The organism is Thermogutta sp., from assembly GCF_014359955.1.
Lineage (GTDB): Bacteria > Planctomycetota > Planctomycetia > Pirellulales > Thermoguttaceae > Thermogutta.
The window spans coordinates 1-25,143 of the sequence record NZ_JACIYL010000003.1 but is presented as its reverse complement, the minus strand read 5'-3'; the positions used below and the strand labels follow the sequence as shown (position 1 = coordinate 25,143).

General features: G+C 57.8%; 22 protein-coding genes. 18 read left to right on the top strand and 4 right to left on the bottom strand.

Features of this window, described 5'->3' with window-relative positions; translation table 11 throughout:
* Nucleotides 1-1,342: glycosyl hydrolase (locus H5U08_RS00295; protein WP_297028988.1), on the top strand; the 1,342-nt coding region annotated here is incomplete at its 5' end.
* A gap of 229 nt (nt 1,343-1,571) precedes the next feature.
* Here the strand turns inward: H5U08_RS00295 and H5U08_RS00290 are convergent.
* Both H5U08_RS00290 and H5U08_RS00285 read right to left on the bottom strand, forming a co-directional pair.
* Nucleotides 1,572-3,050 carry a hypothetical protein gene (locus tag H5U08_RS00290; protein ID WP_297028987.1) on the bottom strand — a complete coding sequence of 493 codons (1,479 nt, stop codon included), beginning with the start codon at nt 3,048-3,050 and terminating at the stop codon, nt 1,572-1,574.
* An 88-nt stretch (nt 3,051-3,138) separates the two neighbouring features.
* A complete protein-coding gene (locus tag H5U08_RS00285) occupies nt 3,139-4,248 on the bottom strand; it encodes an RHS repeat-associated core domain-containing protein (protein WP_297028985.1) in 1,110 nt (369 codons plus the stop codon).
* On the opposite strand from H5U08_RS00285, the gene H5U08_RS00280 reads away from it, so the two are divergent.
* The 4 genes from H5U08_RS00280 (at nt 4,249) to H5U08_RS00265 (ending at nt 8,529) form a co-directional block, all read left to right on the top strand.
* Nucleotides 4,249-4,647 (top strand): hypothetical protein, encoded by a 399-nt coding sequence (locus H5U08_RS00280; protein ID WP_297028983.1) that lies wholly within the window; start codon nt 4,249-4,251, stop codon nt 4,645-4,647. It abuts the gene before it with no gap.
* Between the two features lie 573 nt (nt 4,648-5,220).
* Nucleotides 5,221-5,967 (top strand): glycosyltransferase family 2 protein, encoded by a 747-nt coding sequence (locus H5U08_RS00275; RefSeq protein WP_297028981.1) that lies wholly within the window; start codon nt 5,221-5,223, stop codon nt 5,965-5,967.
* On the top strand, nt 5,964-7,742 hold the full coding sequence (locus H5U08_RS00270; RefSeq protein ID WP_297028979.1) for a hypothetical protein: 1,779 nt from the start codon (nt 5,964-5,966) through the stop codon (nt 7,740-7,742). The genes H5U08_RS00275 and H5U08_RS00270 overlap by 4 nt, the downstream gene beginning before the upstream one ends.
* Entirely contained in the window at nt 7,708-8,529 is an 822-nt protein-coding gene (locus H5U08_RS00265; protein WP_297028977.1) for a PP2C family protein-serine/threonine phosphatase, read from the top strand. The genes H5U08_RS00270 and H5U08_RS00265 overlap by 35 nt, the downstream gene beginning before the upstream one ends.
* 14 nt (nt 8,530-8,543) lie before the next feature.
* Here H5U08_RS00265 and H5U08_RS00260 read toward each other — a convergent pair whose 3' ends face one another.
* Nucleotides 8,544-9,605 (bottom strand): DUF3179 domain-containing protein, encoded by a 1,062-nt coding sequence (locus H5U08_RS00260; protein ID WP_297028975.1) that lies wholly within the window; start codon nt 9,603-9,605, stop codon nt 8,544-8,546.
* A gap of 507 nt (nt 9,606-10,112) precedes the next feature.
* On the opposite strand from H5U08_RS00260, the gene H5U08_RS00255 reads away from it, so the two are divergent.
* The 10 genes from H5U08_RS00255 (at nt 10,113) to H5U08_RS00210 (ending at nt 21,931) form a co-directional block, all read left to right on the top strand.
* On the top strand, nt 10,113-10,703 hold the full coding sequence (locus tag H5U08_RS00255; RefSeq protein WP_297028973.1) for a sigma-70 family RNA polymerase sigma factor: 591 nt from the start codon (nt 10,113-10,115) through the stop codon (nt 10,701-10,703).
* 2 nt (nt 10,704-10,705) lie between these two features.
* A complete protein-coding gene (locus tag H5U08_RS00250; RefSeq protein ID WP_297028971.1) occupies nt 10,706-10,975 on the top strand; it encodes a hypothetical protein in 270 nt (89 codons plus the stop codon).
* 356 nt (nt 10,976-11,331) lie between these two features.
* The gene (locus H5U08_RS00245) at nt 11,332-12,102 is read left to right on the top strand and encodes a hypothetical protein (RefSeq protein ID WP_297028969.1); all 771 of its coding nucleotides are present in this window, start codon (nt 11,332-11,334) and stop codon (nt 12,100-12,102) included.
* An 85-nt stretch (nt 12,103-12,187) separates the two neighbouring features.
* Nucleotides 12,188-13,033 carry a DUF547 domain-containing protein gene (locus H5U08_RS00240; protein WP_297028968.1) on the top strand — a complete coding sequence of 282 codons (846 nt, stop codon included), beginning with the start codon at nt 12,188-12,190 and terminating at the stop codon, nt 13,031-13,033.
* Nucleotides 13,030-13,788: a TVP38/TMEM64 family protein gene (locus H5U08_RS00235; protein WP_297028966.1), complete on the top strand. Its 759-nt coding sequence runs from the start codon at nt 13,030-13,032 to the stop codon at nt 13,786-13,788. Before H5U08_RS00240 ends, H5U08_RS00235 begins: the two co-directional genes overlap by 4 nt.
* A gap of 248 nt (nt 13,789-14,036) precedes the next feature.
* Nucleotides 14,037-15,563, top strand: coding sequence for a mercuric reductase (locus tag H5U08_RS00230; RefSeq protein WP_297028965.1), 1,527 nt, complete (start codon nt 14,037-14,039; stop codon nt 15,561-15,563).
* Nucleotides 15,564-15,647: 84 nt separating this feature from the next.
* The gene (locus tag H5U08_RS00225; RefSeq protein ID WP_297028964.1) at nt 15,648-18,308 is read left to right on the top strand and encodes a glucosidase; all 2,661 of its coding nucleotides are present in this window, start codon (nt 15,648-15,650) and stop codon (nt 18,306-18,308) included.
* A 35-nt stretch (nt 18,309-18,343) separates the two neighbouring features.
* Complete coding sequence (locus tag H5U08_RS00220; protein WP_297028962.1) at nt 18,344-19,519, top strand: methyltransferase domain-containing protein; 1,176 nt, start codon at nt 18,344-18,346, stop codon at nt 19,517-19,519.
* Nucleotides 19,467-20,459 (top strand): radical SAM protein, encoded by a 993-nt coding sequence (locus H5U08_RS00215; protein WP_297028961.1) that lies wholly within the window; start codon nt 19,467-19,469, stop codon nt 20,457-20,459. Before H5U08_RS00220 ends, H5U08_RS00215 begins: the two co-directional genes overlap by 53 nt.
* Nucleotides 20,460-20,584: 125 nt before the next feature.
* Nucleotides 20,585-21,931 (top strand): TIGR04283 family arsenosugar biosynthesis glycosyltransferase, encoded by a 1,347-nt coding sequence (locus H5U08_RS00210; RefSeq protein ID WP_297028959.1) that lies wholly within the window; start codon nt 20,585-20,587, stop codon nt 21,929-21,931.
* A 526-nt stretch (nt 21,932-22,457) separates the two neighbouring features.
* On the opposite strand, the gene H5U08_RS00205 is transcribed toward H5U08_RS00210, so the two are convergent.
* Complete coding sequence (locus H5U08_RS00205; protein WP_297028958.1) at nt 22,458-23,234, bottom strand: hypothetical protein; 777 nt, start codon at nt 23,232-23,234, stop codon at nt 22,458-22,460.
* Nucleotides 23,235-23,980: 746 nt separating this feature from the next.
* Between H5U08_RS00205 and H5U08_RS00200 the strand changes: the two genes are divergently transcribed.
* From H5U08_RS00200 to H5U08_RS00190, 3 genes are all read left to right on the top strand, one after another.
* Nucleotides 23,981-24,151, top strand: a complete 171-nt coding sequence (locus H5U08_RS00200; protein ID WP_297028957.1) for a hypothetical protein — start codon at nt 23,981-23,983, stop codon at nt 24,149-24,151.
* Between the two features lie 100 nt (nt 24,152-24,251).
* Entirely contained in the window at nt 24,252-24,548 is a 297-nt protein-coding gene (locus H5U08_RS00195) for a hypothetical protein (protein ID WP_297028956.1), read from the top strand.
* Nucleotides 24,549-24,672: 124 nt separating this feature from the next.
* Nucleotides 24,673-25,143, top strand: a complete 471-nt coding sequence (locus H5U08_RS00190; protein ID WP_297028955.1) for a DUF2380 domain-containing protein — start codon at nt 24,673-24,675, stop codon at nt 25,141-25,143.

Sequence of the window (25,143 nt, the reverse complement as noted above, 5' to 3'; positions counted from 1 at the left end):
CGTGCCGGGACTTCAGTATTTTGCCGGGACGCACCTTAACCCCAACGTCACCTGGTGGGCAAAGTCCAAACCCTTCTTCGACTATATCAATCGCTGCCAGTTCATGCTCCAGCAGGGGCTGTTTGTGGCAGACGTTTGTTACTATTACGGCGATCACGTGCCCAACTTTGCCCAGCACAAGCGATCGGATCCGGCCGGAATCTTGCCCGGGTATGATTACGATGTCATCACGGCAGAAGCGCTGCTGACACGGGCGAGAGTGGAGGCAGGTCGCATCGTCCTTCCTGACGGGATGAGCTATCGGCTGCTGGTTTTACCCTCGCACGGCGTGATCTCTCTCCCTGTACTTCGCAAAGTGGCAGAATTGGCGCAGGCCGGTGCTGTGATCGTGGGACCCAGGCCGAAAGAATGTCCCAGTCTCAGCGACGATGAGGCGGAGCACCAACGGCTGGTGGCCGAACTCTGGGATAAAGATAAAGTCATTTCTGATCGACCGGCACGTGAGGTTCTCCAGTCCCTCGGCCTTCCCCCAGACTGTGAGTTTGTGGGGGGAGATGCGGAGTCGGATTTGGACTACATCCATCGCCGGGCCGGGGAAGTGGATATCTATTTCGTGGCGAACCGCAATCCGCGTCCGGAGCAGGTTACCGCCATATTCCGGGTGAGCGGAAAAGCCCCCGAATTGTGGAACGCGGTCACCGGGGAACGGCAATTCGCGCGAGTGTACACGGAGCATGAAGGCCGCACATCCGTTCCGCTCAATTTTGCAGCCTGCGGCTCCTGGTTTGTTATCTTTCGCGAGCCGACTTCCCGCCATCCGGCGGAGAGAGGTCCGGCCTTTCCGCAGTGGAACGCACTCGCCAAGATCGCCGGGCCCTGGCGGGTGAGCTTCGATCCCAAATGGGGCGGTCCCGGCACGGTGATTTTTGAAAAGCTCGACAGTTGGACGGAGCACTCGGAACCGGGCATCCGTTATTATTCGGGCACGGCCATATATGAGAACGAGTTCGAGGTCCCGGAGTCCTGGATGACGACGGGGACATGCCAACTTTGGCTTGATCTGGGATCGGTCCGCGAGCTTGCGGAAGTTTTCGTCAATGGTCGCTCCTGTGGGATCGTGTGGGCGCCGCCTTTCCGTGTGGATATTAGCGGGGCGATCCGGGCGGGAAAGAATCGCTTGCGCATCGAGGTTGTGAACTTCTGGCCGAACCGGATTATCGGAGATGCTTCCCTGCCCGCGGAAAAACGCCTAACTCGCACGAATATCCGCAAATTGACGGCGGACACCAAGTTGATGCCTTCGGGGCTTTTCGGCCCGGTGCAACTGGGACGCTTGCAGTAGCCTCGCGGCTTGAAGGCAATCCCCACATACCGATACAAATTCCCATCGCCGCCGTTAAAGCCGATCGGGTCCTCGCTCAGCCAGCGGCCGAGTTATTGTGTTTCTACGCCCCCGCGACAGTACCCTGCGATCATGTCCGACAACTCACGATCACAGTTGTCTCTGTGTGTGGCACATAGGTGCCCCGTTTTAAAGAATACCTTTATTCAGTAACTCATCGCTGCACAATTTAGTGTAACGTGTGCTCTATATTCGGCATTCCAGATTTATCAGCCATACTCGCGGAATACATCACCCACTGGCGATTCTTCCGGATCCACACAACCTTAAGCGGCACGCGGATAACGACCACACGATCGCAACAGGCCAAAGGCGTGTCACTGGGGCAGTCACACGATAACTCAAACTCCATCGTTTCTACTTCAGACCGTGGTATCCAATCCACGGAGGCCTCGAACCGTAGCGGGAGTGTGAGATGTCCTCGCGGCTCAATATCCTTCCATACAAAGGGGGGACCTAGCAGTAATCTCGCGTATAAGACAGCATCTGAACCTAAGACGTTGTCAATTATACGGAACAAATCGCGACGTGCGTCATATTGTCTCCTGTCATACTCCGCCGTACCATGGAGCGTGGCCATGACAAGCAACTCGGACAACCATACCCGGCAAGGCGTTGAAGACCGATTTTCGAGAATGACCACGCCAGAAAGCGTGCATTTCTGGTGCATTTCATCACATTCACCGCTGAGCCAAATCAAGGACCCTTTGAGCCTTTGTTTGGATTCCTTTTCTCGAACTTCCTCTTCTGCCCGCTTGGCTACCCATCGTGCAAACTTCTCGGCACTCACTTTGGTTCCGTTGACCGTGACCCAAACAGCATGCAGCGATTTCATTGTTTCTAAATACGACAAGACGCGGTCAGTAACTCTGGTATTGTCAAGAAGCAGCATCTCCAGCCCGCGGTGGTGAGCTAAATAGGCAATACCATTGTCGGTAACCGCGGTGTCTATCAGATTAAGCACTCGGAGATGCTCAAGACCGCGCAACTCTCTTAAAGTGTTATCCGTGATCCTTGTGTTCGATAGATCGAGCGCCTCAAGGTGTTGTAATTGCGAGATGCATGTCGCTACTTTGTCTGTCACTTTTGTGTCAGGTAGTCCCAACTCACGAAGATTTTTCCAACCTGAAATTAGGTGCCATACGTCCCCATCAGTAATAGCGTCTCCACCAACAACCAAACTTTCAATGTTTACCCCGTTCCCTAAATCCCGTAACCATTGGCCTGAAAGTCCAACGTCGTACAGACAAATGCCCTTAAGCTCTGGAAGTGTCGCCAAGCTTCGAATCGATCTGCGGTTGAGGCGCGTCCTAATAATATCAACGTCCACCAGAAACCGCCAGTGATCAAATGAAACGTCGACTCCATCCTCGAAAGTGCAGTCCTGAATCTTTATATATCTGAGCAGGCGTAGGCGCTTTAAGAGGGACCAAGCCTCGGGCGTAATCGTCGCGCCGGCTATAAAAACATCATCGGCACGGGGAAACAAGTGATATCTAGATAACTGGTCCCATATCGTCTCCCGGTTGATCATGAATCCGTCAGTCATTTGTAGGACGTGCAGGGAAAGAGATTCTTCCTGCCAAGCCGTCCACTCCCCGTATAGCCACAGGCCAAGCACGAAGAACCAGGCATTAAAACTAAGCATTGATGAGAACCTCCACTCCCGACTTTGGTGAGGACAACAGCGACTTCTGACACGACCCCGTCATACTCGTTGTAGCTCAAAACGTGCATCAACGCTGCCCCTCGCCTAGACAATTCATCGTCAGTGTCAGACCGCAGAACGTTCTAGCCTGGGCTGGCAGTTCGTAGCGTCTCCCACTTGGCCCAATACCATTGTTCATTAGACGCTCCATGGCCTCATCACATTTCACGTGTATCGTCACACTATCACACCGTTGATTGGCTGCCCCACATTTGTAACGCTCGGGGCGTCCGTCGTCGCAACACTTTCGGCGATTATCACACAGTTTGCGCTGAAACTCTTTCGCTTTGTTAATTGCATTGCGTAGCCCCTCAAACGCCTTCTGCTCACTCAGGAGCCGGCGCCATTCCGGGAAGTCGGGGATTTTGTGCCGCTGTGGGATCGTACCGTGCTGATATTGTGAAGAAAAACAAGAGACAATACCAACATAGTTCCCGCATCTGGTCACTACGGCGTCATTTGGAACCGCGTGCTGATTGATGAACTCGATCGCTTGTAACCCAAAGTGACCAGCGAAGATCCAAATGTAACAGGGCCCGGTGATTTGCGGCCCCTCGCTTTCATTCCCTTTAAAGTCCACAAAGGTAGTCGGAGAATTCCCCACATACCGATACAAATTCCCATCGCCGCCGTGAAATCCGATCGGGTCCTCGCTCAGCCAGCGGCCGACGCGGGCATCGTACCAGCGGTTGAGGTTGTTTTGAAGTTGGGTGTCACTATCAAACGGTCTACCCGTGAATAAAAAGAGACTATCGATCGCCGGATTAGTCTCCGACGTCACCTTGCCGAAGGCGTCATAGATGAGGTGGTTGACCACGGTGGTCATGTTGCTGCCCGGATCGTACTTCGCGATGTCCCGGACCGTGTTCAGGTGGTCCGTCAGCGTCCACTGTACAAGGTCGGCCGTGCCGCCGTCAACCGCCTCCTCGGCCAGGATCTGATCCACCGCCGGGCCCCACAGGTAGCGCTGCCGCAGGTGGCCCACCTGCATGTCGCCCGAGTTGGTACGCCAGAAATCCATAACAATCTGGTTGCCGTCGTAGATGAAGATCCGCCGCTGCTCGGCATGGCCGTCGCCGTCGTCATCCAGCCGCTTGTAGACCCAGCGGTTGGCATAGTCGTAGGCGTACTCGACCACATGATCGACCGCCGCAGCGTAGCTCGATCGGTGCTCTACCTTGGTGAGCCGGTTGCGGTGGTCCCAGGTGTACTGGGTGATGTCCGTGTCGCCCGAGTCGAGCTGGCCGTTCTGATTGGCGTCGATGAAGCGATACGTGCGGTTGCCTTCGGCATCGTAGAGATAGCGGTAGGTCCCGTCGGACAGAAGCCGGTTGTTGGTGCCGGTGGTGTAGGTACCGCCGTTGGCGGTAACGCGGTTGCCGTTGGCGTCGTACTGGTAACTTTCATCGCTTTGATAGTCGTAGTCGGCGGCGGTGAGCTGCCCGGTGGCGTCGCTGGTGAAGGTGGTCGTGGCACCATTGGCGTCGGTTTGGCTGGTAAAGCGGGCCGACTTGGCAATTACGGCGCGGCGAAGTGAAATTTCGCTCGGCGCTGTAAGAAACGGACCGCTAGACCGTCAACTCGTTGCTGCCCCGCATGTGGCTGCCGGGGGCAGGAAGGCATTGTTTTCGTTGTCAGTACCAGGCGCAAATCCTCGTTTCCGAAAGGCGAACGCTGCTATCAAGGCCCCAGGCTGTCCTCGCAAAGGCTCACTGGCAGCGATACAAATGCTCTCCGGCAATCCACCTGGCATGGTGTGGGGGCTACAGATAGTTGCACCGGTCCTGACGCACAGGGCGACGGCTGGCAGCCCGCAGTCTTGGTTGTCCGCCGAGTAGGCACGGCCTCAGTAGCCCTGCGGGGAGCAACCATGCCGCGTACGAGCGTCCCAAAGCGCTGCGGGGGACTGAAAAAGTATGATCAGGCAAGCTGTCTGACGTTCACAGCAGCGATGTGCGAAAAAGGAGAGTTCGCAGATTCTAAGCGCAGAGGGGCCTCGCTGGCCCAACACATTGTGGTCGCTCCGGGGGTGATTGCCTAACATATTGTGCATGAATTGGGTAAGTCCACCAACTTTGTGCTGTAGCATTAAACCACACGGCAATTCCCCATGCTCGAAGAAGTGACGGTAATAATCCCTGCCTTGAACGAGGAAGGTTCGCTTCCGCTGGTGCTGAAGGATCTTCCCGCGGTAGGCAGGGTGATTGTAGTGAACAACGGATCGCACGATCGGACCGCGGCGGTGGCTTTCGCCCACGGAGCCACAGTGGTCCACGAGCCGGCGCGGGGGTATGGAGCAGCATGTCTGCGAGGTTTGGCTGCTATCGGGGAGTTGATCGAGGCGGGTGAAGCTCCGCCGCGGGCAGTCGTCTTCCTCGACGCCGACTACAGTGATCACCCGGAACTGCTACCGAAGCTCGTCGAGCCAATCCTTGCCGGCAAGGCCGATTTTGTGCTCGGCTCCCGGCTGCTGGGTCGTCGGGAAGCGGGCGCCATGCCGTTTCAGAGTGTGTTCGGGAACCGGCTCGCTTGCTTCTTGATGCGATACCTGTTTGCGGCCGACTACACCGATTTGGGACCATTTCGGGCGATCGACTATGGTGCCTTGTGCACTCTGGGGATGTCGGACCGCAACTTCGGATGGACGATCGAAATGCAGATCAAGGCTGTCCGCGCGGGATTGCGAATCGTCGAGATACCCGTGCCGTACCGATGCCGCATCGGCACAAGCAAAATCAGCGGAACGGTCTGGGGATCATTCCAAGCAGGTTTGAAGATCCTCTACACGATCGTCAAGTACCGTCTGTTGCCCTGGAAACCGATTGTCTTGCACTTTCCCGGCGGGAATACTCTGTGACCGTTCGAGATGCAAAAGCGGTGGAACCGTTGCGGAAGATTTCACCCCAGGTAACTGTTGTCGCTCTGGTAGTCGTTCAAACACTTGCTTATGCCGCGATCGCAGTGCTAAGCCCGCGCTTCGCTCCCGGCACACGGTCCGTGGAACGTCCGATCCTGGTGGTGCTCGGGCTTTTTGGCGTGGCGTTTCTCTGCTACTGGATTGCTCTTGCTGTGGTGCTGAAAATTCGGGAAAGTGCGCGCCTTGCGATGGGAATCGTGCTGGCGAGCCTGCTTTTCCGCGCCGTCGTCTTCGTTTCCTGGCCAATTCAGGAAATCGACATCTACCGCTACATCTGGGATGGTACTGTGCTCGTCCAGGGCATCAGCCCGTATCGCTACAGCCCTCAGCAGGTGCTTTCGGCCGCTTTGGAGGACGATCTTCCCCGGGACTTACACCGCCTGAAACGGCTGGAACTATCCAATCCGACGGTGCATACGATTCTTTCCCGCGTTCACTACGGCGAACTGTCGACCATCTATCCGCCGGCAAGTCAGGCCATATTTGCGATCGCTGTGCTGCTTACGCCCGATCGAGCAAGCGTGTTCGGCCGCATCTCGCGAATGAAAGCCGTCTTCGTACTGCTTGATCTGGCTACGCTTCTGGTGATCATTGCCTTGCTGCGGGCAGCAGGTAAACACATCGGCTGGAGCGTCGCTTATGGCTGGTGCCCTTTGGTCATCAAGGAGATCGCCAACACCGGTCACCTCGATTCCCTGGCTGTGCTGCTTACGATGCTCGCCTTGTATCTGGCCGCAGGACCGTTGTTTCGAGGCGGGACGAAGCGTCGGGCCGCCTGGTGGGTACTGTCCTCGGCCGTGGTGGGGGCTTTGGCAGTGGGCGCGAAACTTTACCCGATCGTATTGGCCCCGCTGTTGGCGGCCCTCTGGGCTCGTGCGACGAGCTGGCGGTGGGCACTAGCGGCAATTCTCGTGCTGGTGCTGGCCACGGCAGCCGTGCTGTGGCCCATGATGCGGTGGGAAAAGGCGGTTGTTTCCAGCAGTACAGATGCTTCGGCGGCGAGTGCTGGCGAGCGGTCATTCCCCGTGCCGACAAGTACGGCAAGCTGCGAGCCGGCCCCAACCCCGGGACTGGCGGCATTTCTCCGTCGCTGGGAAATGAACGACTTGTTGTTCATGCTGGTTGTGGAGAATCTCAGGCCCTCGGAGCACGTTAGGTCCAGCCGGCCGGCATGGTTTGCGGTTTTGCCCGAAGCCTGGAGGAGAAATCTGACGGCAGCGGTTTCGCAACGGCTGGGAATCGATCGGTCGGAAGCCCCATTCCTTGTGGCCCGCTTTGCGACCACAGCGATTCTTCTCATGATCACCACGGCGCTGCTTTGGCGGGCGCATTTTGCCGAGGATCAGACGGAGTGGTTGCGCACAGCTTTTCTGATCGTCGCCTGGTTCTGGCTGCTTTCTCCCACACAGAACCCCTGGTATTGGATCTGGGCATTGCCCCTGGTGATGTTCGCGCGTAGCCGCGCGTGGTTGCTGGTCAGCGGATTGGTGATGCTGTACTATCTCCGTTTTTGGCTCAGCTATCACTGGCCCGAACAGACGGTTGCCGGCACACCGTATCGTGGAGCCGAGTTTTTCGATTATGTGGTCACGTGGGTCGAGTACGGACCGTGTTTCGCCTGGCTTGTTAGGGATGCGATTGGCCGGCGAAGCAGAACGCCGGAGCGGATGGAGACACGCGATGGAATCCGACCCTCGCCCTCAAACGCTAATTGAGCAGCTTCAACGGCGTTGTGCCGAGCTGGAACGGGAACTAGAAGCACTCCGCGAAAGGCAGCAGCAGCGGCTGGCCGTTGCGGCAATCGTCCACCGCAGCTTGCTTCCTCGTCCGGTGCGACATGAGCGGGTATGGATCGACGTACGCTACGTGCCTGTGGAACAAATCGGCGGGGACTATTGCCAGGTGCGTTTTTCGGATCAGGTAACTTGCTACATCACAATGTGCGATGTGACCGGCCACGATGTTGCCGCGGCACTACTGGCCACGCGCATCAGCAGCGAAGTGCGGTACGGAATCCTCTACCGGCGCGATCCCGTGGAGATAGTGCGCTCGCTGGAACGTTTTACGGGAGAGTATTTCAGCGAGACGGGCTTGCTGCTCAGCTTCGTTGCCGCACGGATCGACCTGGAACGCATGGAATTGACATGGAGCGGTGCGGGACACCCCAGCCCATTGCTCATCCGCCAGAAAACTCGGGAGGTTGAGTGTCTGAAGAGCCAGCACGGGCTGATCGGCATGGGCTTGATCGAAGCCGACGGCTTTCACCAGGACACGGTTGCCCTCAGGAGCGGAGATCGCCTTTTCTTTTTGACCGACGGTGTGCTCGAAGTTTTCGATGCCCAGCAGCGGCAACTCGGATTCGCCGGTTTTACCGAGGTGGCCAAGTCAACGATGGATTGCGAGTTCTCGCAGGTGGCCGACCAAGTGCTGCAAGCCGTCCGACAATACCAGTATGGACCGAATACCGATGATCAAACGTTGATTGTGGCAGACATACGATGAGTGTACCGGCGGGATCATCGCCTGGGTTGGAACACTTCCGTCTGGGGCCGGAAGGCATACCAGGCAAACCAGAACGAGTACATCCAGTGTACGCCGTCTGCCGCTTCCGAAACCGTCACCGTCTTGTTGTGCGCGTCGTAGCGGAGCTGAAACTTCTTGCCGGCCAGTTGCTGCTCGAGCGTCTGACCGGCCGGATCGAAAGCCGACAGCGGATAAGCCCTCGCTTGATTGCCTACCCACACGCCCAGTACCGGAGTCTTCAACGGCAGCCGCCTGCTGAGTGGCCGAACGGGAAACATCAGCTCGTCGCGAACGAAATACCGGGCATAGGGATTGACGCCGTAATCCCGCACATGCCCCGTCTTGGGTGAAAGTACCGTTGTGTGGGGGAAACGTGCCCGCCAGTCGGCCCAGGTGGTCAGCACCACGGGCAGTGTTTTCAGTTCCTTGCCTGCACCCGGTCCGGAAACACCGCGCGCTGCGATCTGGGACCAGAGACTTTCCGGCCGACCACCTCGGTCATACATCAGTACGTTGCTGTTGTAAAGCAAACCGGAAACACCGAACTCCAGCACCCCGAGATCCGTGCGGCGATCGAACACCACCAGCGAGTCGCACAACGGGCAGTACGTCACAGCGATGGGAACGCCCGCCAGGTGGTCATTCACCACTTCGTGATAAGTGAGAATTCTCAGCGGGTAGGCTCGGGCCTGTTCGCCGATCCTTACACCGGCCACGCGGTCGCCAGCGGTTAGATACGTGGCTTTCTCCGCGCTGATTACCGGCGGATCGGTCAGCGCAGGAATGCCGTCCTTGGGAGGACCACCGGGAAGAATGTCTTCTCTTGGGATAGAGGCATTACGAAGGTCGAACAGGCCCCCGGCTGGATATTGAGCGAAGCGTGCCACCGGTGGTTCGGCCTGGAGCGAAACCAGGCATTGGGCAGAAAAAGTGGCGGCAAGCAACGTGGCCCAGAAAAGCACTCGTCGGGACCTGTCCTCCGTGAAACGGAATTTCGAGTTCACCTCCGGGTTGGCACGCCCGGCCGGCAAATCACGCGAGGTTTCGTGGCTCATTATTCATGCCTCCGTTACTTGCCATTGGGCTGATCGCTTCCCCAACCTGGTGACGGGCCAGTAAGCTATTTCTTACACGGTTTTTCAGTCGCACCGACCGGCGGGACAATCGACAATGATTGTTGCGCGACACTCCCGCGCAAGCAATGCCGGCGGCATAGGTTCGCAAACCCCAGCCGCCGGATGGCAAACGCAAGTCGAGACGCAATGGCGTGTTCGTCGTGTGGCAGCCGGGAAAACCAGGGGAGTTGGTCCTCCGGCGAGTTGCCCAAGCAAAGCAAGCCGGGTATTGGCCGAGGCCAGGTTGCTTTGATAGAATTCTTCTCCTGGCACCTCGTGGAAAGCCATCATTCGGGCCCGTCGCGTCGATGCCAGATGGAACAAACCACTCGAACCGGCTCTGAAGTGCCATGCGGCCGGTCCCACTTTCCGTCAAACGCAACTGTAAAGCCCAAATGGGACGACACATCTGTGAACTGTGGCCTCTCCTGTCCTGGATGAACCACTATGCCAGATGCCGAGCTACCTTTTGGCGGTCTGGCTGATCCGGCCGATTGGGTCGACCAGTATGGCGACTCTCTTTACAGGTTTGCACTCTCGCGCCTGCGAAAGCCGGAGGCGGCCGAGGAAGTGGTGCAGGAAACTTTCCTGGCGGCTCTTGGCGCCAGGGATCAATACTCTGGTAAGGGCACCGAAGGTGCATGGCTGTTGAGTATTTGCAAGCGGAAGGGGATCGATTACGTCCGCCGGCGGAATCGGCCCGATGCTGCCACCGGTGGTCAGTGGGGAAGGGACCCCACGGACGAGTGCTTCGATACGAAAGGCAATTGGCGGCGCGATCCTCGATTCCTTCCCCATCGGCCGGAATCGGCACTCGAGCGCGAAGAATTCTGGCAGGCCTTTCGCGATTGCCTGGAACGGCTGCCTCATCGCCAGGCCGATGTCTTCACACTTCGGGAAATGGACGACATGACGAGCGAAGAAATCTGTAAGGAACTGGGTATTTCGCTGTCAAACCTGTATGTGCTTCTCCATCGTGCGCGCTTGCACCTTGCGCAGTGCATGAAACTGATGTTCGAACAGCCGAGGTCGCGTTGAGCATGCTTCGCTGCCGCGAGATTTCCCAATTGGTATCCGAGGCAATGGACCGCAAGCTCCCCTTGCGACAGCGATGGGCCGTTTGGATGCATTTGATGATGTGCGGGCTGTGTGCGGGATTTGCCCGGGATTTGCGCCTTCTTCGCCGCGCGCTGCGGTCACATCCAGAGCGGCTGATTTCTAATGCCGACCAGCTCGACGTCACCTTATCGGAGCAAGCACGCGAGCGGATCAAGGCGGCGCTGCGCGATGCCGCTGATGAGCACCCCTGAACGGAGACCATCCCATCGCTCCGGTATCTTGTATCTCGGGCTCCAGCCTCGGTAGCCGAACCGGAGTTGGCGAGCACCTCGGGCAGAAGACGAATGGCTTGCCGGCAGTTACCGGAGTTTGTTTTGAAACCGGTTCACCAGGTGCAGTGGCCGATCAGGCCCAAGGCAGCCCCTGGCGTGGCGGCACGTTTCTAGACCGACTGCACTTTCACCCCGACCAGCTTGCGCCCATTTTGGGCATTCTTTAGTGATTGCTCATTTTTTGCTGTAAGTTCCCGCATTGTACCGCGTCAATCGTGGTACCGCAGGTCGACTGCGGCACTTACCTGGGAGTTGGTTCACTTTGTCAGGAGTACATGATGATGCGACGTGTTTTCTCCGCCACTGTTGTTGCGGCCGGCACCGTAATCGGTTTGCAGGCCGCTTTGTGGAGCTCGACGGTTTTGGCTCAGAGCAACAGCCGCATTTACAGGTCACCCGGCTCCTCAAGGCAAACCGCGCAGCCGAGTGGATCGGGTGGGCGAGTCGGACAGCAGGCACCGCTGGCACTGGAGGGCTATTGTCCGGTGAGCATCGCGGTGCAACGAAAGTGGGTTCGAGGTGACCCGGCCTATTGGAGCGTTTACGACGGTCACACGTATTTGTTCGCCACCCCAGAAGCCAAGGCGACGTTCGATGCCGATCCAGCTAGGTACGTGCCCGCCCTTGGTGGTGAGTGCGTGGTCACCTTTGTCAAGACCGGCAGGCGGGTGGCCGGGCAGATTCGGTATGCCGCCATCCACGAGGGGCGGTTGTTCCTTTTCGCCAGCGACGAAGCGCAACAAATGTTTCTCGCCGAGCCGGCACGCTATGCGAAAGCCGACCTGGCATACGGAGGGTATTGTGTCGTGTGCCAGGTGGGAATGGGAAAGGCGGTCCCCGGCAAGCCGGAGATCGCGGTAGTTCACAAGGGGCTCCGCTACTTGTTTGCGTCCGAGGATCAACGTCGGCAGTTCCTGGCCAATCCGTCGCGGTACGAGGTGAAGGCTTCGGTTCCAGGTGTTGCTGTGCCGGGATCGGGGTCGCGTACGCCGCCAGCGGGTTCTTCGTCGAAACCAACGGCTGGCTCCGAATCGAAAGCCCGCTAGGCGGCTCCAATCCGCCGGAAACGGAAAGCTCGGCTGGAAATCAACCCGGGCAGGCAAGCCCATCCACTTTTGAGGAACGATAATCATGCGAAAATTTCTTTTGGGAATTGCGATCGTTGGGTTGTTGCTTTCGGTGGCGTGGCTGGCGTGCTGTGGGCAGGGTAGCGGTTTTCTCGGCCAAAAACGAGTCGTTATCCAAAGTGCTCCCAACACCACGCGCGTGCCGCTCGATCGAATCGATCATTCCGCCTGGGACCAACTGTTGCGCAAGTATGTAGACCAGCACGGAATGGTCAACTACGCAGCCTGGAAGAGATCTCCGGCCGACGTTCAGATGCTGGAGCAATACCTGGAAACCCTGGGCCAGGCCGACCCGGCGCTGAAGACAAGCAAAGAAGCCAGGCTTGCTTATTGGATCAACGCCTATAACGCCCTGACCATCTACGGTATCCTCCAGGTTTATCCGACGACCAGCATTCGCAACCACACAATAGCGATTTTTGGTTTCAACATCTGGGAAGACTTGCTGCTTCAGGTGGCGGGAAAGAAGTACTCGCTCAACGATATCGAACACAAGATCCTGCGGAAGCTGGGAGAACCACGGATCCACTTCGCCATCGTCTGTGCCTCGGTCGGCTGCCCGAGGTTGCGCAACGAAGCGTACCTTCCGGAAAAGTTGGAAGAACAACTGGCCGACAATACGCGCGACTTTTTCGCCCGCGACAAGAACCTGCAAGTAGACTTGGCTCATCGCCAAGTGCGGGTGTCGGCCATTCTCAAGTGGTTCGGCGAGGATTTCGGCCCCACTCCGCAGCGTGCGCTGGCAACCCTGGCCGAATATATGCCCGACGAACCGACCAAACGGCTCATCTCCGAGGGCAACTTTTCGGTCTCCTACCTCGATTACGACTGGAGCTTGAACGAACAATGAATAGGAAGACCTATCTGTCGATGCTGATTGCCGTAGTGGTTGCGGCAACGCTTCTCACGGCCCTTACGTTGCTGCCTGTAAAAAATTTCCTGGCTGCAGTGCTGGCGTACGTCGAATCGATCGGTCTGTGGGGACCGGTGCTTCTGGCGGCTGTTTACGCGGTGGCCTGCGTGTTGTTCATCCCCGGTTCGATCCTCACGCTTGGAGCGGGTCTGCTTTTCGGCGTGGTGCGCGGCACGATAACCGTTTCCATAGCCAGTGTCGTTGGAGCCACGGCGGCATTTCTCGTCGGGCGGACACTGCTGCGAGGGCGGATCGAAGAGTGGGTTGCAGCCAATCGGCGATTCAGGGCCATCGATCGTGCCGTGGGTGAGCATGGCTTGAAAATCGTGCTCCTGCTGCGACTATCGCCTGTGATCCCCTTCAATCTGCTCAACTACGCTCTCGGCCTTACCCGCGTGCGATTGAGCCACTACGTGCCTGCCTCATGGGTTGGCATGTTGCCCGGAACGCTGATGTATCTCGGCTCAGCCCTGAAAAGCCTGGCTGAGGTTGCCAGCGGCGCACCGAAAGGTGGAACGCTCCAGTCGGTCTTCTTTTCCGTGGGACTCGTGATGACCGTAGTTGCCACGGTTGTGGTCACTCGCATAGCAAAGCGAGCATTGGCCGAAGCGGTAGGCGAACATTCACCGCCCGAAGAAAACATAACACAATTCCCTGCGCAGGCAGGCGAGTCGCCCGCTGGGGTTCGCTGATCGGGCACAGTTGCAACAACGCTGCAGAGCAATCGACCAGCTTATAGACCCTCGCAAAAGTAGTGGATCTAGGGCGACAGGCGGGAAGTGCGGTTTTCCTCACCTTTCGGGAGGAAGCAAGGGTTCACTACACTTATGCGACCATCAATAAAAACCCGACCGCATGGTTGCCGCGGCAAAGCACTTCATCGCTGTTTACCGGGGCAAACGACAGTGAAGCGTCATCGATCCAGGCAAGGGAGAAACTGATGAACCGGGAATCGCAGCAACGGATGGTACCTGACGACGCGTACAATCGGGCCCTGGTGGAAAACGTCCAACCGGGCCACTGGCTCCCGCCCGCGCCTGCTCCACGCTACAATCTGGTCGTTGTCGGCGGTGGTCCGGTCGGCCTGGTAGCTGCCGTCGGAGCGGCCGGGCTGGGAGCCAAAGTCGCCCTCGTCGAGAGGCAGTTTCTCGGCGGCGATTGCCTCAACTACGGCTGCGTACCGTCAGAGGCTGTCATCAGCGCCGCGCGGATTGCAGCCGCTGTGCGCGATGCCGCCGCGTTCGGCGTGAACGTGCCCGAGGGCTGGACCACCGATTTCCAGGCCGTGATGGAGCGGATGCGCAGGCTCCGCGCCGAACTCAGTCGCCACGATTCCGCAGAGCGACTCCGCAAGCTGGGTGTCGATGTGTTTTTCGGCCAGGGCCGGTTCTGCGGACCGGATGCCGTTGAAGTGGCCGGACACACTCTCCGGTTCCGCAAGGCGCTGATCGCCACCGGCGCTCGGGCCGCAGCACCAGCTATCGACGGAATCGAGCAGGTCGAATACTTGACCAACGAGACGGTCTTCTCACTAACCGAGCTTCCCCGGCGGATCGGTGTGATCGGCGCCGGCCCCGTTGGTTGTGAGCTTGCCCAAACGTTCGCCCGATTCGGCGCCGAGGTGTTTCTCCTCGAGTCGCTTCACGGCATTCTCCCGCGGGAGGATCGCGACGCGGCCGAAATCGTCAAGAATTCCCTGGTTCGCGACGGCGTGCACGTCCTTTGTTGCTCGCACAGCGTGCGGCTTTCCCGCAATCACGACGGAATTCTGCTTCAGTTGGAATCGCACGGGCAGAAGTACCACCAAGTTGTCGACCGGCTGCTGGTTGCCGCCGGACGATGGCCGAATGTGGAAACGTTGAACCTCGAGGCAGCCGGCGTCGCCTACGACACGAAAACTGGTGTCCACGTGGACGATTGCCTCAGAACGACGAACCGCCGGATTTTTGCCGCCGGCGACGTGTGCTCGCGCTACAAGTTCACCCACGCCGCCGATTTCATGGCGCGACTCGTCATCCGCAACGCCCTTTTCGGCGGGCGCGGAAAAGCAAGCTCCCTGGTGATTCCCTGGTGCACCTACACGTCGCCCGAAATCGCTCACGTAGGGCTTACACCGCAAGAGGCCGAGACCAAGGGCATCGCTATCGACACGTACACGCAACCATTGGACCAGGTGGACCGCGCGGTACTTGAGGACCAGGCCGAGGGATTCGTCCGCGTCTACACGAAGAAAGGAACGGATACAATTGTGGGCGCGACGATCGTGGGGGCCAACGCGGGCGATGCGATCGGGGAAATCACCCTCGCGATGACGCACCGTTTGGGACTGAAAAAGATCGCCGCCACCATTCATCCGTATCCAACGCAAGCCGAGGCGGTCCGCAAGGTGGGCGATCTATACAACCGCTCTCGGCTTACGCCGTTTGTCAGGTGGTTGTTCGGCAAATGGCTGGCATGGACGCGTTGAGCGGAGAAGTGCGGAAAGAATCCGATCCATGAGATTTGCATTTGTTTCCTTGCGTGGAGCGTCCCGAAAGGAACGATTCACCCCATGAATGCCGAACTGCAACGACTGGAAGAAACACGAACCGGCCGGCGTCCTTGGCACAAATGGGGACCGTACCTCAGCGAGCGGCAGTGGGGAACGGTGCGCGAGGACTACAGCGAAGACGGCGAAGCGTGGGAGTATTTCCCTTACGAGATGGCGCGGAGCCGCGCCTACCGCTGGGGCGAGGACGGGCTGGCCGGCCTGAGCGACCATCGCCAACGCCTCTGTGTAGCTCTGGCCTTGTGGAACGGCCGCGATCCGTTTCTTAAAGAACGCCTTTTCGGCTTGACCAATGCGGAAGGAAACCACGGCGAAGACGTGAAAGAACTCTATTACTACCTTGATGCAACGCCAACTCATTCCTATCTGAAAATGCTCTACAAATACCCGCAGCTCCCGTTTCCCTACGACCAGCTCCGCGAAGCCAACGCCCAGCGAAGCGGACACGAGGAAGAGCTGGAACTGCTCGACACCGGTGTGTTTCAGGCCAATCGTTATTTCGACGTGTTTGTCGAGTATGCCAAGGCAGATGTGGAAGACATCCTTCTGCGTGTGACCGCATATAACCGCGGCAAGGATGATGCACAGTTGCATATCCTGCCCCAGATCTGGTTCCGCAACACGTGGTCCTGGGGCTACAACGATGGCGCCGAGCCTTCCCTGGGTCTGGCCAGCGATGGACGCAGCTTGCTTGCCGAACATCCCACTCTGGGGAGCTATCGCTTCTTCCTGGATGGAAATCCGGAACTTCTCTTTTGCGAGAATGACACGAATCGGGAGCGCCTCTTCGGCACGGGAAGTCGCCAAGGGTATTTCAAGGACGCCTTCCACGATTACGTGGTCGGCGGCAAGAAAACCGCGGTCAATCCCCGCCATCGCGGAACGAAGGCGGCGGCTCACTATCGCTTTGTCGTGCCGGGGGGTGGCTCGGTTGTCGTCCGCGCTCGCCTCGCCAAGGCGCCGATGGAAGCCGGCTTCGACCATTTCGACGAAGTGCTCGCTCTGCGGCGTCGGGAGGCCGACGAGTTCTACGCGGCGATTCAAGAAGGTGTTCCCAGCGGCGACGCCAGGAAGCTCCAGCGGCAAGCGTTTGCCGGTTTGATTTGGAGCACACAGTTCTACTACTACGATGTGCGCCGATGGCTCGAGGGCGACCCGGCGCAACCGGCGCCACCCGCCTCACGGCGCAAAGGCCGGAACGCCGACTGGCTGCACCTGAACAACGCCGATGTGATTTCCATGCCTGACAAGTGGGAATACCCCTGGTATGCGGCCTGGGACCTGGCGTTTCACTGCATCCCTTTTGCCTTGATCGACGCAGAGTTTGCCAAGTGTCAGCTAGTGCTAATCACTCGGGAATGGTATATGCACCCCAGCGGCAAAATTCCTGCCTACGAATGGAACTTCGATGAGGCCAACCCGCCGGTGCACGCCTGGGCCGCGTGGCGCGTCTACCAGATCGACCGCAAGGCGACAGGAAAAGCCGATCGGGCATTCTTGGAACGGATTTTCCATAAGTTTCTAATAAACTTCACTTGGTGGGTCAACCGCAAGGACCAGGACAACCGGCATATCTTCCAGGGCGGATTCCTGGGACTGGACAATATCGGAGTGATCGACCGGCGTGTGCCTCTTGCCAATGGGGGGCACTTGGACCAGGCCGACGGTACAAGCTGGATGGCGATGTACTGCCTGAACATGCTGCGAATTGCTCTGGAATTGGCGCTGGAAAATCCCGTTTACGAGGACATCGCGACCAAGTTCTTCGAGCATTTTCTCTACATCGCCAAGGCGATGAACAACATTGGGGACCAAGGAATCGGTCTCTGGGATGAGACCGACGAATTCTACTACGATGTGCTTCACCTACCCGACGGCCGAATGCAGCCGTTGAAACTTCGCTCGCTGGTAGGGCTTACGCCACTGTTGGCCGTCGAGACAATCGAGCCCGAATTGCTCAAGCGCTTGCCGGGTTTTGCGCGGCGGCTGGATTGGTTCCTCAAGTACCGTCCCGACCTGGCCGGGCTGGTTTCCCACTGGGACAAACCAGGCTCCGGCCAGCGCCGCTTGCTTTCCCTGCTCCGCGGCCATCGCATGAAGTGCCTGCTGCGGCGGATGCTCGATCCGGCGGAATTCCTCTCCAATTACGGCATCCGCTCCCTGTCCCGCCATCACCGCGAACATCCCTATGAACTTGTGTGCGACGGACACGTACTCGACTGCGGCGGCGAGCCCCTCGTGGTTCGCTACGATCCGAGCGAAAGCACCAGCCACATGTTCGGCGGAAATTCGAATTGGCGGGGTCCCATCTGGTTTCCCGTCAACTACCTGATCATTGAATCGCTTCAGAAATTCCACCACTATTATGGCGATGAGTTCCGGGTCGAGTGCCCGACAGGCTCGGGCAACATGATGACACTCAACGAAGTGGCCGACGAATTGTCGCGACGGCTTGCGCGGATCTTTCTAAGAGATCCGAGCGGGTACCGCCCGGTGTTCGGCCGCCAGTCCCAGATGCAAACCGACCCGCATTTCCGCGACTATTTGCTGTTCTCCGAGTATTTCCACGGCGACAGCGGGCGAGGTGTGGGAGCCTCGCATCAGACCGGTTGGACGGCCTTGATCGCCAAGCTCTTGCAACCGAAACGTGACCCTGTGCATTAGCTGGCAAAGAAAAAAGAAACAGGAGAGAGGAACCGATGACCACAAGAGGATTTTCAAACGACAACGGCAAAGAAACGGCGGTGGCTAGGAGGTATTCGGCCGCCGCCCGGCAGACGGAAGCGGCCCTCTGCTGTCCGGTGGATTACCGGCGGGAGTACCTCGACATCATCCCTGAAGAAATTCTCCAGCGCGACTACGGTTGCGGCGATCCGACACCCTACGTGCAGGAAGGCGAAACCGTGCTCGACCTGGGATCCGGGAGCGGGAAGACCTGCTATATTCTCGCGCAGGTTGTCGGCCCGCAGGGACGCGTGATCGGCGTGGATTGCAATCCCGAGATGCTCGCGCTGGCACGGCGCCACCGCCACACGGTGGCCGAATGGCTCGGCTACGCCAACGTGGAGTTCCGCTATGGATTGATCCAGGATCTGGCTCTTGATCTAGAGCTGCTTGCCCGGCAGACGCGCGGCCTGGCGATCGACACGCCCGAGCAGTGGATCACCCTGCGCCAGATCGAGCAGCGCCTATGGCACGAGCAACCGATGATCCCGGACGAGTCGGTCGATTGCGTGGTTTCCAACTGTGTGCTCAACCTGGTTCGCCCTGAGGATCGCCGGCAACTATTGGCGGAAATCTATCGTGTGCTGAAGCCTGGGGGCCGGGCGGCGATCAGCGACATCGTTTCCGACGAAAATGTGCCCGAACACTTGCAGAACGACGCGGAGCTGTGGTCGGGATGCATCTCGGGGGCTTTCCGCGAAGATCAATTCCTCAAGGCGTTCCAGGAGGCCGGTTTTTACGGCATCCATATCGCGGCGCGGCAATCCGAGCCGTGGCGCACGGTGGAAGGGATCGAATTCCGCTCGCTGACGCTGGTCGCTTACAAGGGCAAGCAGAGTCCGTGCCTGGAGCGGAATCAGGCGGTCATCTACCGCGGTCCGTTCAAGAAGGTGGAGGATGACGACGGTCACGTTTACTATCGCGGCGAGCGGATGGCTGTGTGCGACAAGACATTCGCGCTGCTGCAAAGACCTCCCTACAAGGATTGCTTCATCTTCATCGAGCCACGCCAGCCTGTACCGCCGGAAGAAGCCGCCCCCTTCGATTGCAGCCGTCCCGTACACCGTCACCCGCGAGAAACGAAAGGACAAGCGTATTATGTCACCACCGAAGCACGCAGCACCTGCACCGAGGCCGACAATTGCTGCTAGGCCGGCCCGAGATACAGTTCCGCGGCGCGAGAAAAGTGATGATCCGAACTGGCTCCTTACGCCCGATGGACAATACCGCGGTTACATCGAGAGCGAGCGATTGACCGAGCTGTGGTTCCACACCGGTACCAACTGCAATCTTGCCTGCCGCTTTTGCTACGAAGGATCCAAGCCGGGGGACCGGCGGATCGAAGCGATCAGCCTCGATGACGTGAAGCCGTTCATCGCAGAGGCACTGGAACTCGGTGTCGAGCGGTTGGCCTTTACCGGTGGCGAGCCGTTTGTGAATCGCTGGTTCCTGGAGATTCTCGACTTCAGCCTCGACCATCTCCCCTGCCTGGTGCTGACCAACGGTACGAAGCCGTTGCGCAAACGTTTGCCGGAAATTGTCGCGCTGCGTGCGAAGCCGCATGTGCTTTCCTTTCGCGTCAGTGTTGATCATCCCGATCCGGATAAACACGACCAGTTCCGCGGCCAAGGAAACTTCCGCATGGCGATGGAAACGCTGGGGATGCTCCACGCGGCAGGCTTTGCCGTGTCGATCGCCCGTCTGATGAAGCCGGACGAAGACTCCGCCGCAATCGACCGGGGTTACGAACCGCTGTTTCGCCAGGCTGGTCTTCCGCCAGACGTGCCGATCGTAAAATTCCCGGATTTTCTCCCTCCCGGCTCGATTGCCAATGTTCCCCATATCACGGAAAAGTGCATGAGGACCTATACCACCGCCGAGCAGCGCAGCAAATTCATGTGCGCCTACAGCCGGATGATTGTGAAGAAGAAAGGAAGAGTACGGGTGTATGCTTGCACCCTGGTCGATGATGATGAAGCTTTCGATCTCGGCAGCACACTGAAGGAAAGTCTTCAAGTTCGCGTGCGACTTAAGCATCACCGCTGTTACTCGTGTTTTGCCTTCGGCTCGAGCTGTAGTGGACCGCGATAGCCATGGGGTTTTCTGTTCCGCCAACTGGCAGGCGGTGCTGCTTGGGAGCATGTTCTGTGGTACCGTCTGTTCGGCCAGGGAGTTTTCCTGAGCACGGATTCCTGAAGCACGCTGATTGCCGTACGATGCAACAACGCTTGATCGTCTTTACTCGATTCCCCGAACCGGGAAATGCGAAAACCCGGTTGATTCCTGCACTGGGACGCCACGGCGCGGCTGCACTTTCGTCGCAACTTACGCGGCGAACCCTGGATACCGCTCGCCGCCTGGCCGAGGTTTCGCCGGTGGCGGTCGAAGTCTATTTCGCCGGCGGCACCGCGGAAAAGATGGCCAAGTACTTCGGTAGCGAATTTTCCTATCGCCCGCAAGTGCCAGGCGATCTGGGCCACCGCATGCAACGGGCTTTCGCCGAAGCGTTCCGCCAGGGAGCAGAACGTGTAGTGATCATCGGAACCGACTGCCCGGAAATCACTCCCAAACTGCTCGGCGAGGCGTTCGAGCGCCTGGGAGAGTGCGATCTGGTTCTCGGACCGGCCACCGACGGCGGGTATTATCTGATCGGCATGCGACGTCCCGCACCACAATTGTTCCACGCTATTCCCTGGGGAACCGAACTGGTTCGCAAAGAAACGCTCCGCCGCGCCAGAGAACTTTCTCTCAACGTGTTCCAACTTGCCATGCTCTCCGACGTAGATCGGCCGGAAGACTTGGCCATCTGGCGCCGCACGCAGCAGTCTGTCCACAGCGGGCAGCCTGAGTTGATCTCCGTGATCATCCCCACGCTGAACGAGGCGGAATATCTTCTGCCGACGCTGCTCAGCGTGAAAGGCAGCGCGAACGTGGAGACCATCGTCGTCGACGGCGGAAGCACCGACGGGACGGCGGAAATCGCCCACAGGGCCGGATGCCGCGTTTTCTTTTCACCGCCTGGTCGGGCCCTGCAGATGAATGCCGGGGCGGCGTTGGCAAGCGGCTCAATCCTCCTTTTCCTCCATGCCGACACGCGTCTGCCCAAGCGATTCGACCGACATGTTCGCCGGGTGTTCGATCGCCCGAAAAGCATTGTGCAGCCCGAACCGGTCGCCGGCGCATTCCAGCTCCGCATCGACGGCCGCCAGCATGCTTTGCGCTGGATCGAGTTGGGTGTCAGTCTTCGCTCGCGATTACTCCAACTGCCTTATGGCGACCAAACACTCTTCTTGAAAGCCCGAACCTTCCACAGCCTCGGCGGGTTTGCCGACTTGCCGATCATGGAAGACTTCGAGCTGGTCCGCCGCCTCCGCAGGCTGGGACGAATCGTGATTGCTCCTGCTAGTGTGATTACATCAGGACGCCGTTGGCAAGTGCTCGGTCCATGGCGGACCACATGGATCAACCAGAAAATGATCCTCGGATTCCTTCTAGGCATATCTCCCGCCCGTCTTGCCCGATGGTATGAAACCGGCCGCAATCGTTTCCCTGGGCGACTGTGAAACCTGTTGATCCGCCTTGGCATCCAGCTTCAAATGCGACACGTGCGGTGGCCGGAATTCCTCGGATCGATGCGCCGCCAGCGGCAATGCTGCTTGCTGCGGGAAACCGGATCGTGCTGATTGGCCGCAGAACGGCTGTTGCGATTCCCCGTGGAAACCAAGCTCTCACAAAAGCAGTAAGAAACTGTCCGAAAACTGACGTTTCGTCAAAACGAAGATTTGGGGTCTAAGCCATCTGGGGTGTTGTGGTCCTTTCAGGAAAGGAGACCCGAGGATGGCGAAGCGACGAAGAAGGCGAACACGGAAGCGAAAGCCGTTGGGCGTGATTTGGGAAATCCCCGACGCCCTGTGGGAGCGAATCAAACCGATTTTGGAAGAATTCTGGTCGCGGAAACGCACCGGGCGGCCGCCGCGCGATAGCCGTCGAGCCCTGGCGTTCGCTCCTCCGGACAAACACGACATCCACCTGCCGCGATGTAGCGCAGCGGAGTCGCAGTTAAAGTGCATGCGTTTGCTCCCCCGAATCTTAGATATTTTCTGGGGCATATTTACCAAGCTTCGCCTTGACCGATGGATTTCGTCTTACGATCAGATCATATAAATAAGGCCAATATTCTGTAGCATTAGGTCGTCCCTGCATGCGAGAACGAACAAAATGTGCGGTTGAAAGTATACGATGATTTTTCATGTCGTCCAGGAAGATTGGCGCCTTAAGCCTGCATATGCGTTTTATCGGACCCATATAATCTTTACCCGTCTTCCATCCTGCAGTAACTTTTTGTGCACGGTCTGTAGCCGTAAAGATATGCGCGATGTATTTTTCCGGTCGCGTGAAATAGAATAAAATCAAGTCGCCTTTGTGACATTGGCTAGGAAGGCTCCACCAAGAACACACATTGATTCGTTCTAGCTCTTCTTTATATGGATCGTTAGTGGGCATGATCCAAACGTTGAACCCCAAGCCAAACTCTCGGCGAAGCTCGACAACATGTAGGCGGCCTGGAACATCTGGCCAGTTATGTTCCCAGCAAACAATCCAATCGCATTTGTTCGGATCATGACCGTGCGTTAAGAAGTTTTTTGATTGGTATTCAAATTCAATACGTATTTTCTTTTCATGTCCTTGTGTTTTCTGATATGCGATGCAGTCAGGAAAGCCCGACTGTATTGAATCGACACGCAGACGCCACCTCTTTGCTAAGTGCGCGAAGAGAAAAACAACTCCTAGTTCGTTGACAGGGGCATAGCGAATTGGTGCGCCGTCAAGAACTTCTGGCCGTAAGTGTTTGATTGTCTTATCCATATTTCTGTCTACGAAGACCTAACTTGAGCTAACCGTGCCCGCGCGCGAGCCCGGGGCGAGGTTAACTCCGGCGAATTAATAGTCGTCATACTTCAGGCTACCGTATTTGCTGATGCTTGGCCTTCCATTGCTCGCATTTACGGGAGCAAACCCAGGCGTAGCGCTCCACTTCTTGCAGTTGGGCGCTTCCTTGACGGCCAGGCTCTTAGACTTTGGGCACTTTGCTCGGGTGTCTGGTACACCACTAAGAATGACAATCCATCCAACTGGGCCGAGCACCGGCCGATAAATCGCCTCCCAGCCGGCCGACCTTTGACCAAAACAATCAGCGCCGGGACAATCGCGTTAGTGGTCACGCGGGCACCCAAACAATGGGTAATAAAAGTATTCGGTTCCTCTGCGACTATGTTAATTTTAGCATGCTTCTGCGTATGGCCTCCGGGCGCCGAATCCGCAGCCTAACGCGCAGGGAGCCGATTCTCGTAAGTGCTATGGTGTCCGCTCGTTGCTGCTTTGTCAAGTCTTTTCTTGGGCTGGTTTATCCTCACTTTTCGTTAAGTTTTTCACAACAGTCAGGATAGTCTCGAAAATGGCGCCGGGGAAATCCCGAGTCCACCGTTTCACACGTTCGCCGGTTGGTGTAGAGAGTTTTTGGGTTTCGGTTAAAATGGTGGAGATGGTGTAATGGGGAAGCGAGTTGTCAGGAAACCACGGTGGCTTTGTCGTTGTTGCATGGTGTGCTTCCTATGGCTCGAGCCCCTATTATTTATCCTTCCCCAGAGGAGGCCCGCCAACTGCAAGGCATCGTGCTTGCACGATCTGCGCCACAAGCGGCGGTGTTTCGCGCGCGGATCATCCTTCGCTGTGCCCAGCCGGACGATCCGACCGACTTGCACATGACCGCGGAGTTGGTTTGACGACGCGAGTAAGAAAGATTCTCGGTAACATAGAGGTCGTATTGGAAAACGGCATCGTCATTTCAGTTATTCGTCACTGATTAGCAAGGGAGGAATTCTCGTGGATGAGCACAGCGCACGACTTGTCAAGATGATTGAAGATGCTTGTCACCGTTTCCGTAGCGGCGAGCTCACGTTGACCGAGCTGCAGACTACTGTGGAAGGTGTTGCTTCCGCACTTGAGCGGACGGCCGGCTCCACAGTCCTCGAAGGCCTACGGCGCTTCATTGCTTCGCTGGAGCACATATATTTCATGTGCCAGCCCGAAGAGCAACGCGAGAAGGTTGATCGAGAGATCGACTCCTTGTTGCACCTTATCATGATGACAAGAAGAGCTTCGGGGAACCAGGACGAGTGATTGCGCCGGGGCGCGGGACTTTTGGGCTGCAGCGCGAGAGTTTTTCAGTCTTTACGGGTACTACTTCGGTCAGAATCTTGACTATTACCAAGCGGGGTTGGATGTAGCTGGGACCATCCCTGGCGTGGGCGAACCGTTCGACGCATTGAACGCGAGCATTTCTGCTGCCCGCGGGGACTGGACGGGGGCGGGGCTGTCCGCGGCCTCGATGATTCCCGTATGGGGCGATGCCCTTGGCAAGGGTGGCAAGCTTGGGCGGTACGTCGCAAAATACGGTGACGAGGCTGCGGCTGTTCTCAAAGGTCTGGACAAAGCTAACGATGCCCGGCGTGCGGCGGAGGCGGCCCGGGTTATCGAAAAACATCACTTGCTCCCAAGGGAATTCGCGGATAGGTTTGCAGAAGCAGGGCTCAATGTTGAAGACTACGTGATAGAACTAGAGCATGGCAAACACAGGCTAAAGCCGGACGGAATCCACACTGGACCTGAGAACTGGAGCAAACCCTGGCGCGAATTCTTTCGCAAATGCCCAAATGCGAAGAAAGAAGACATCCTCGAGTTCCTCCAGCATCTGCGGGCCGAGTTTGGAATTTGA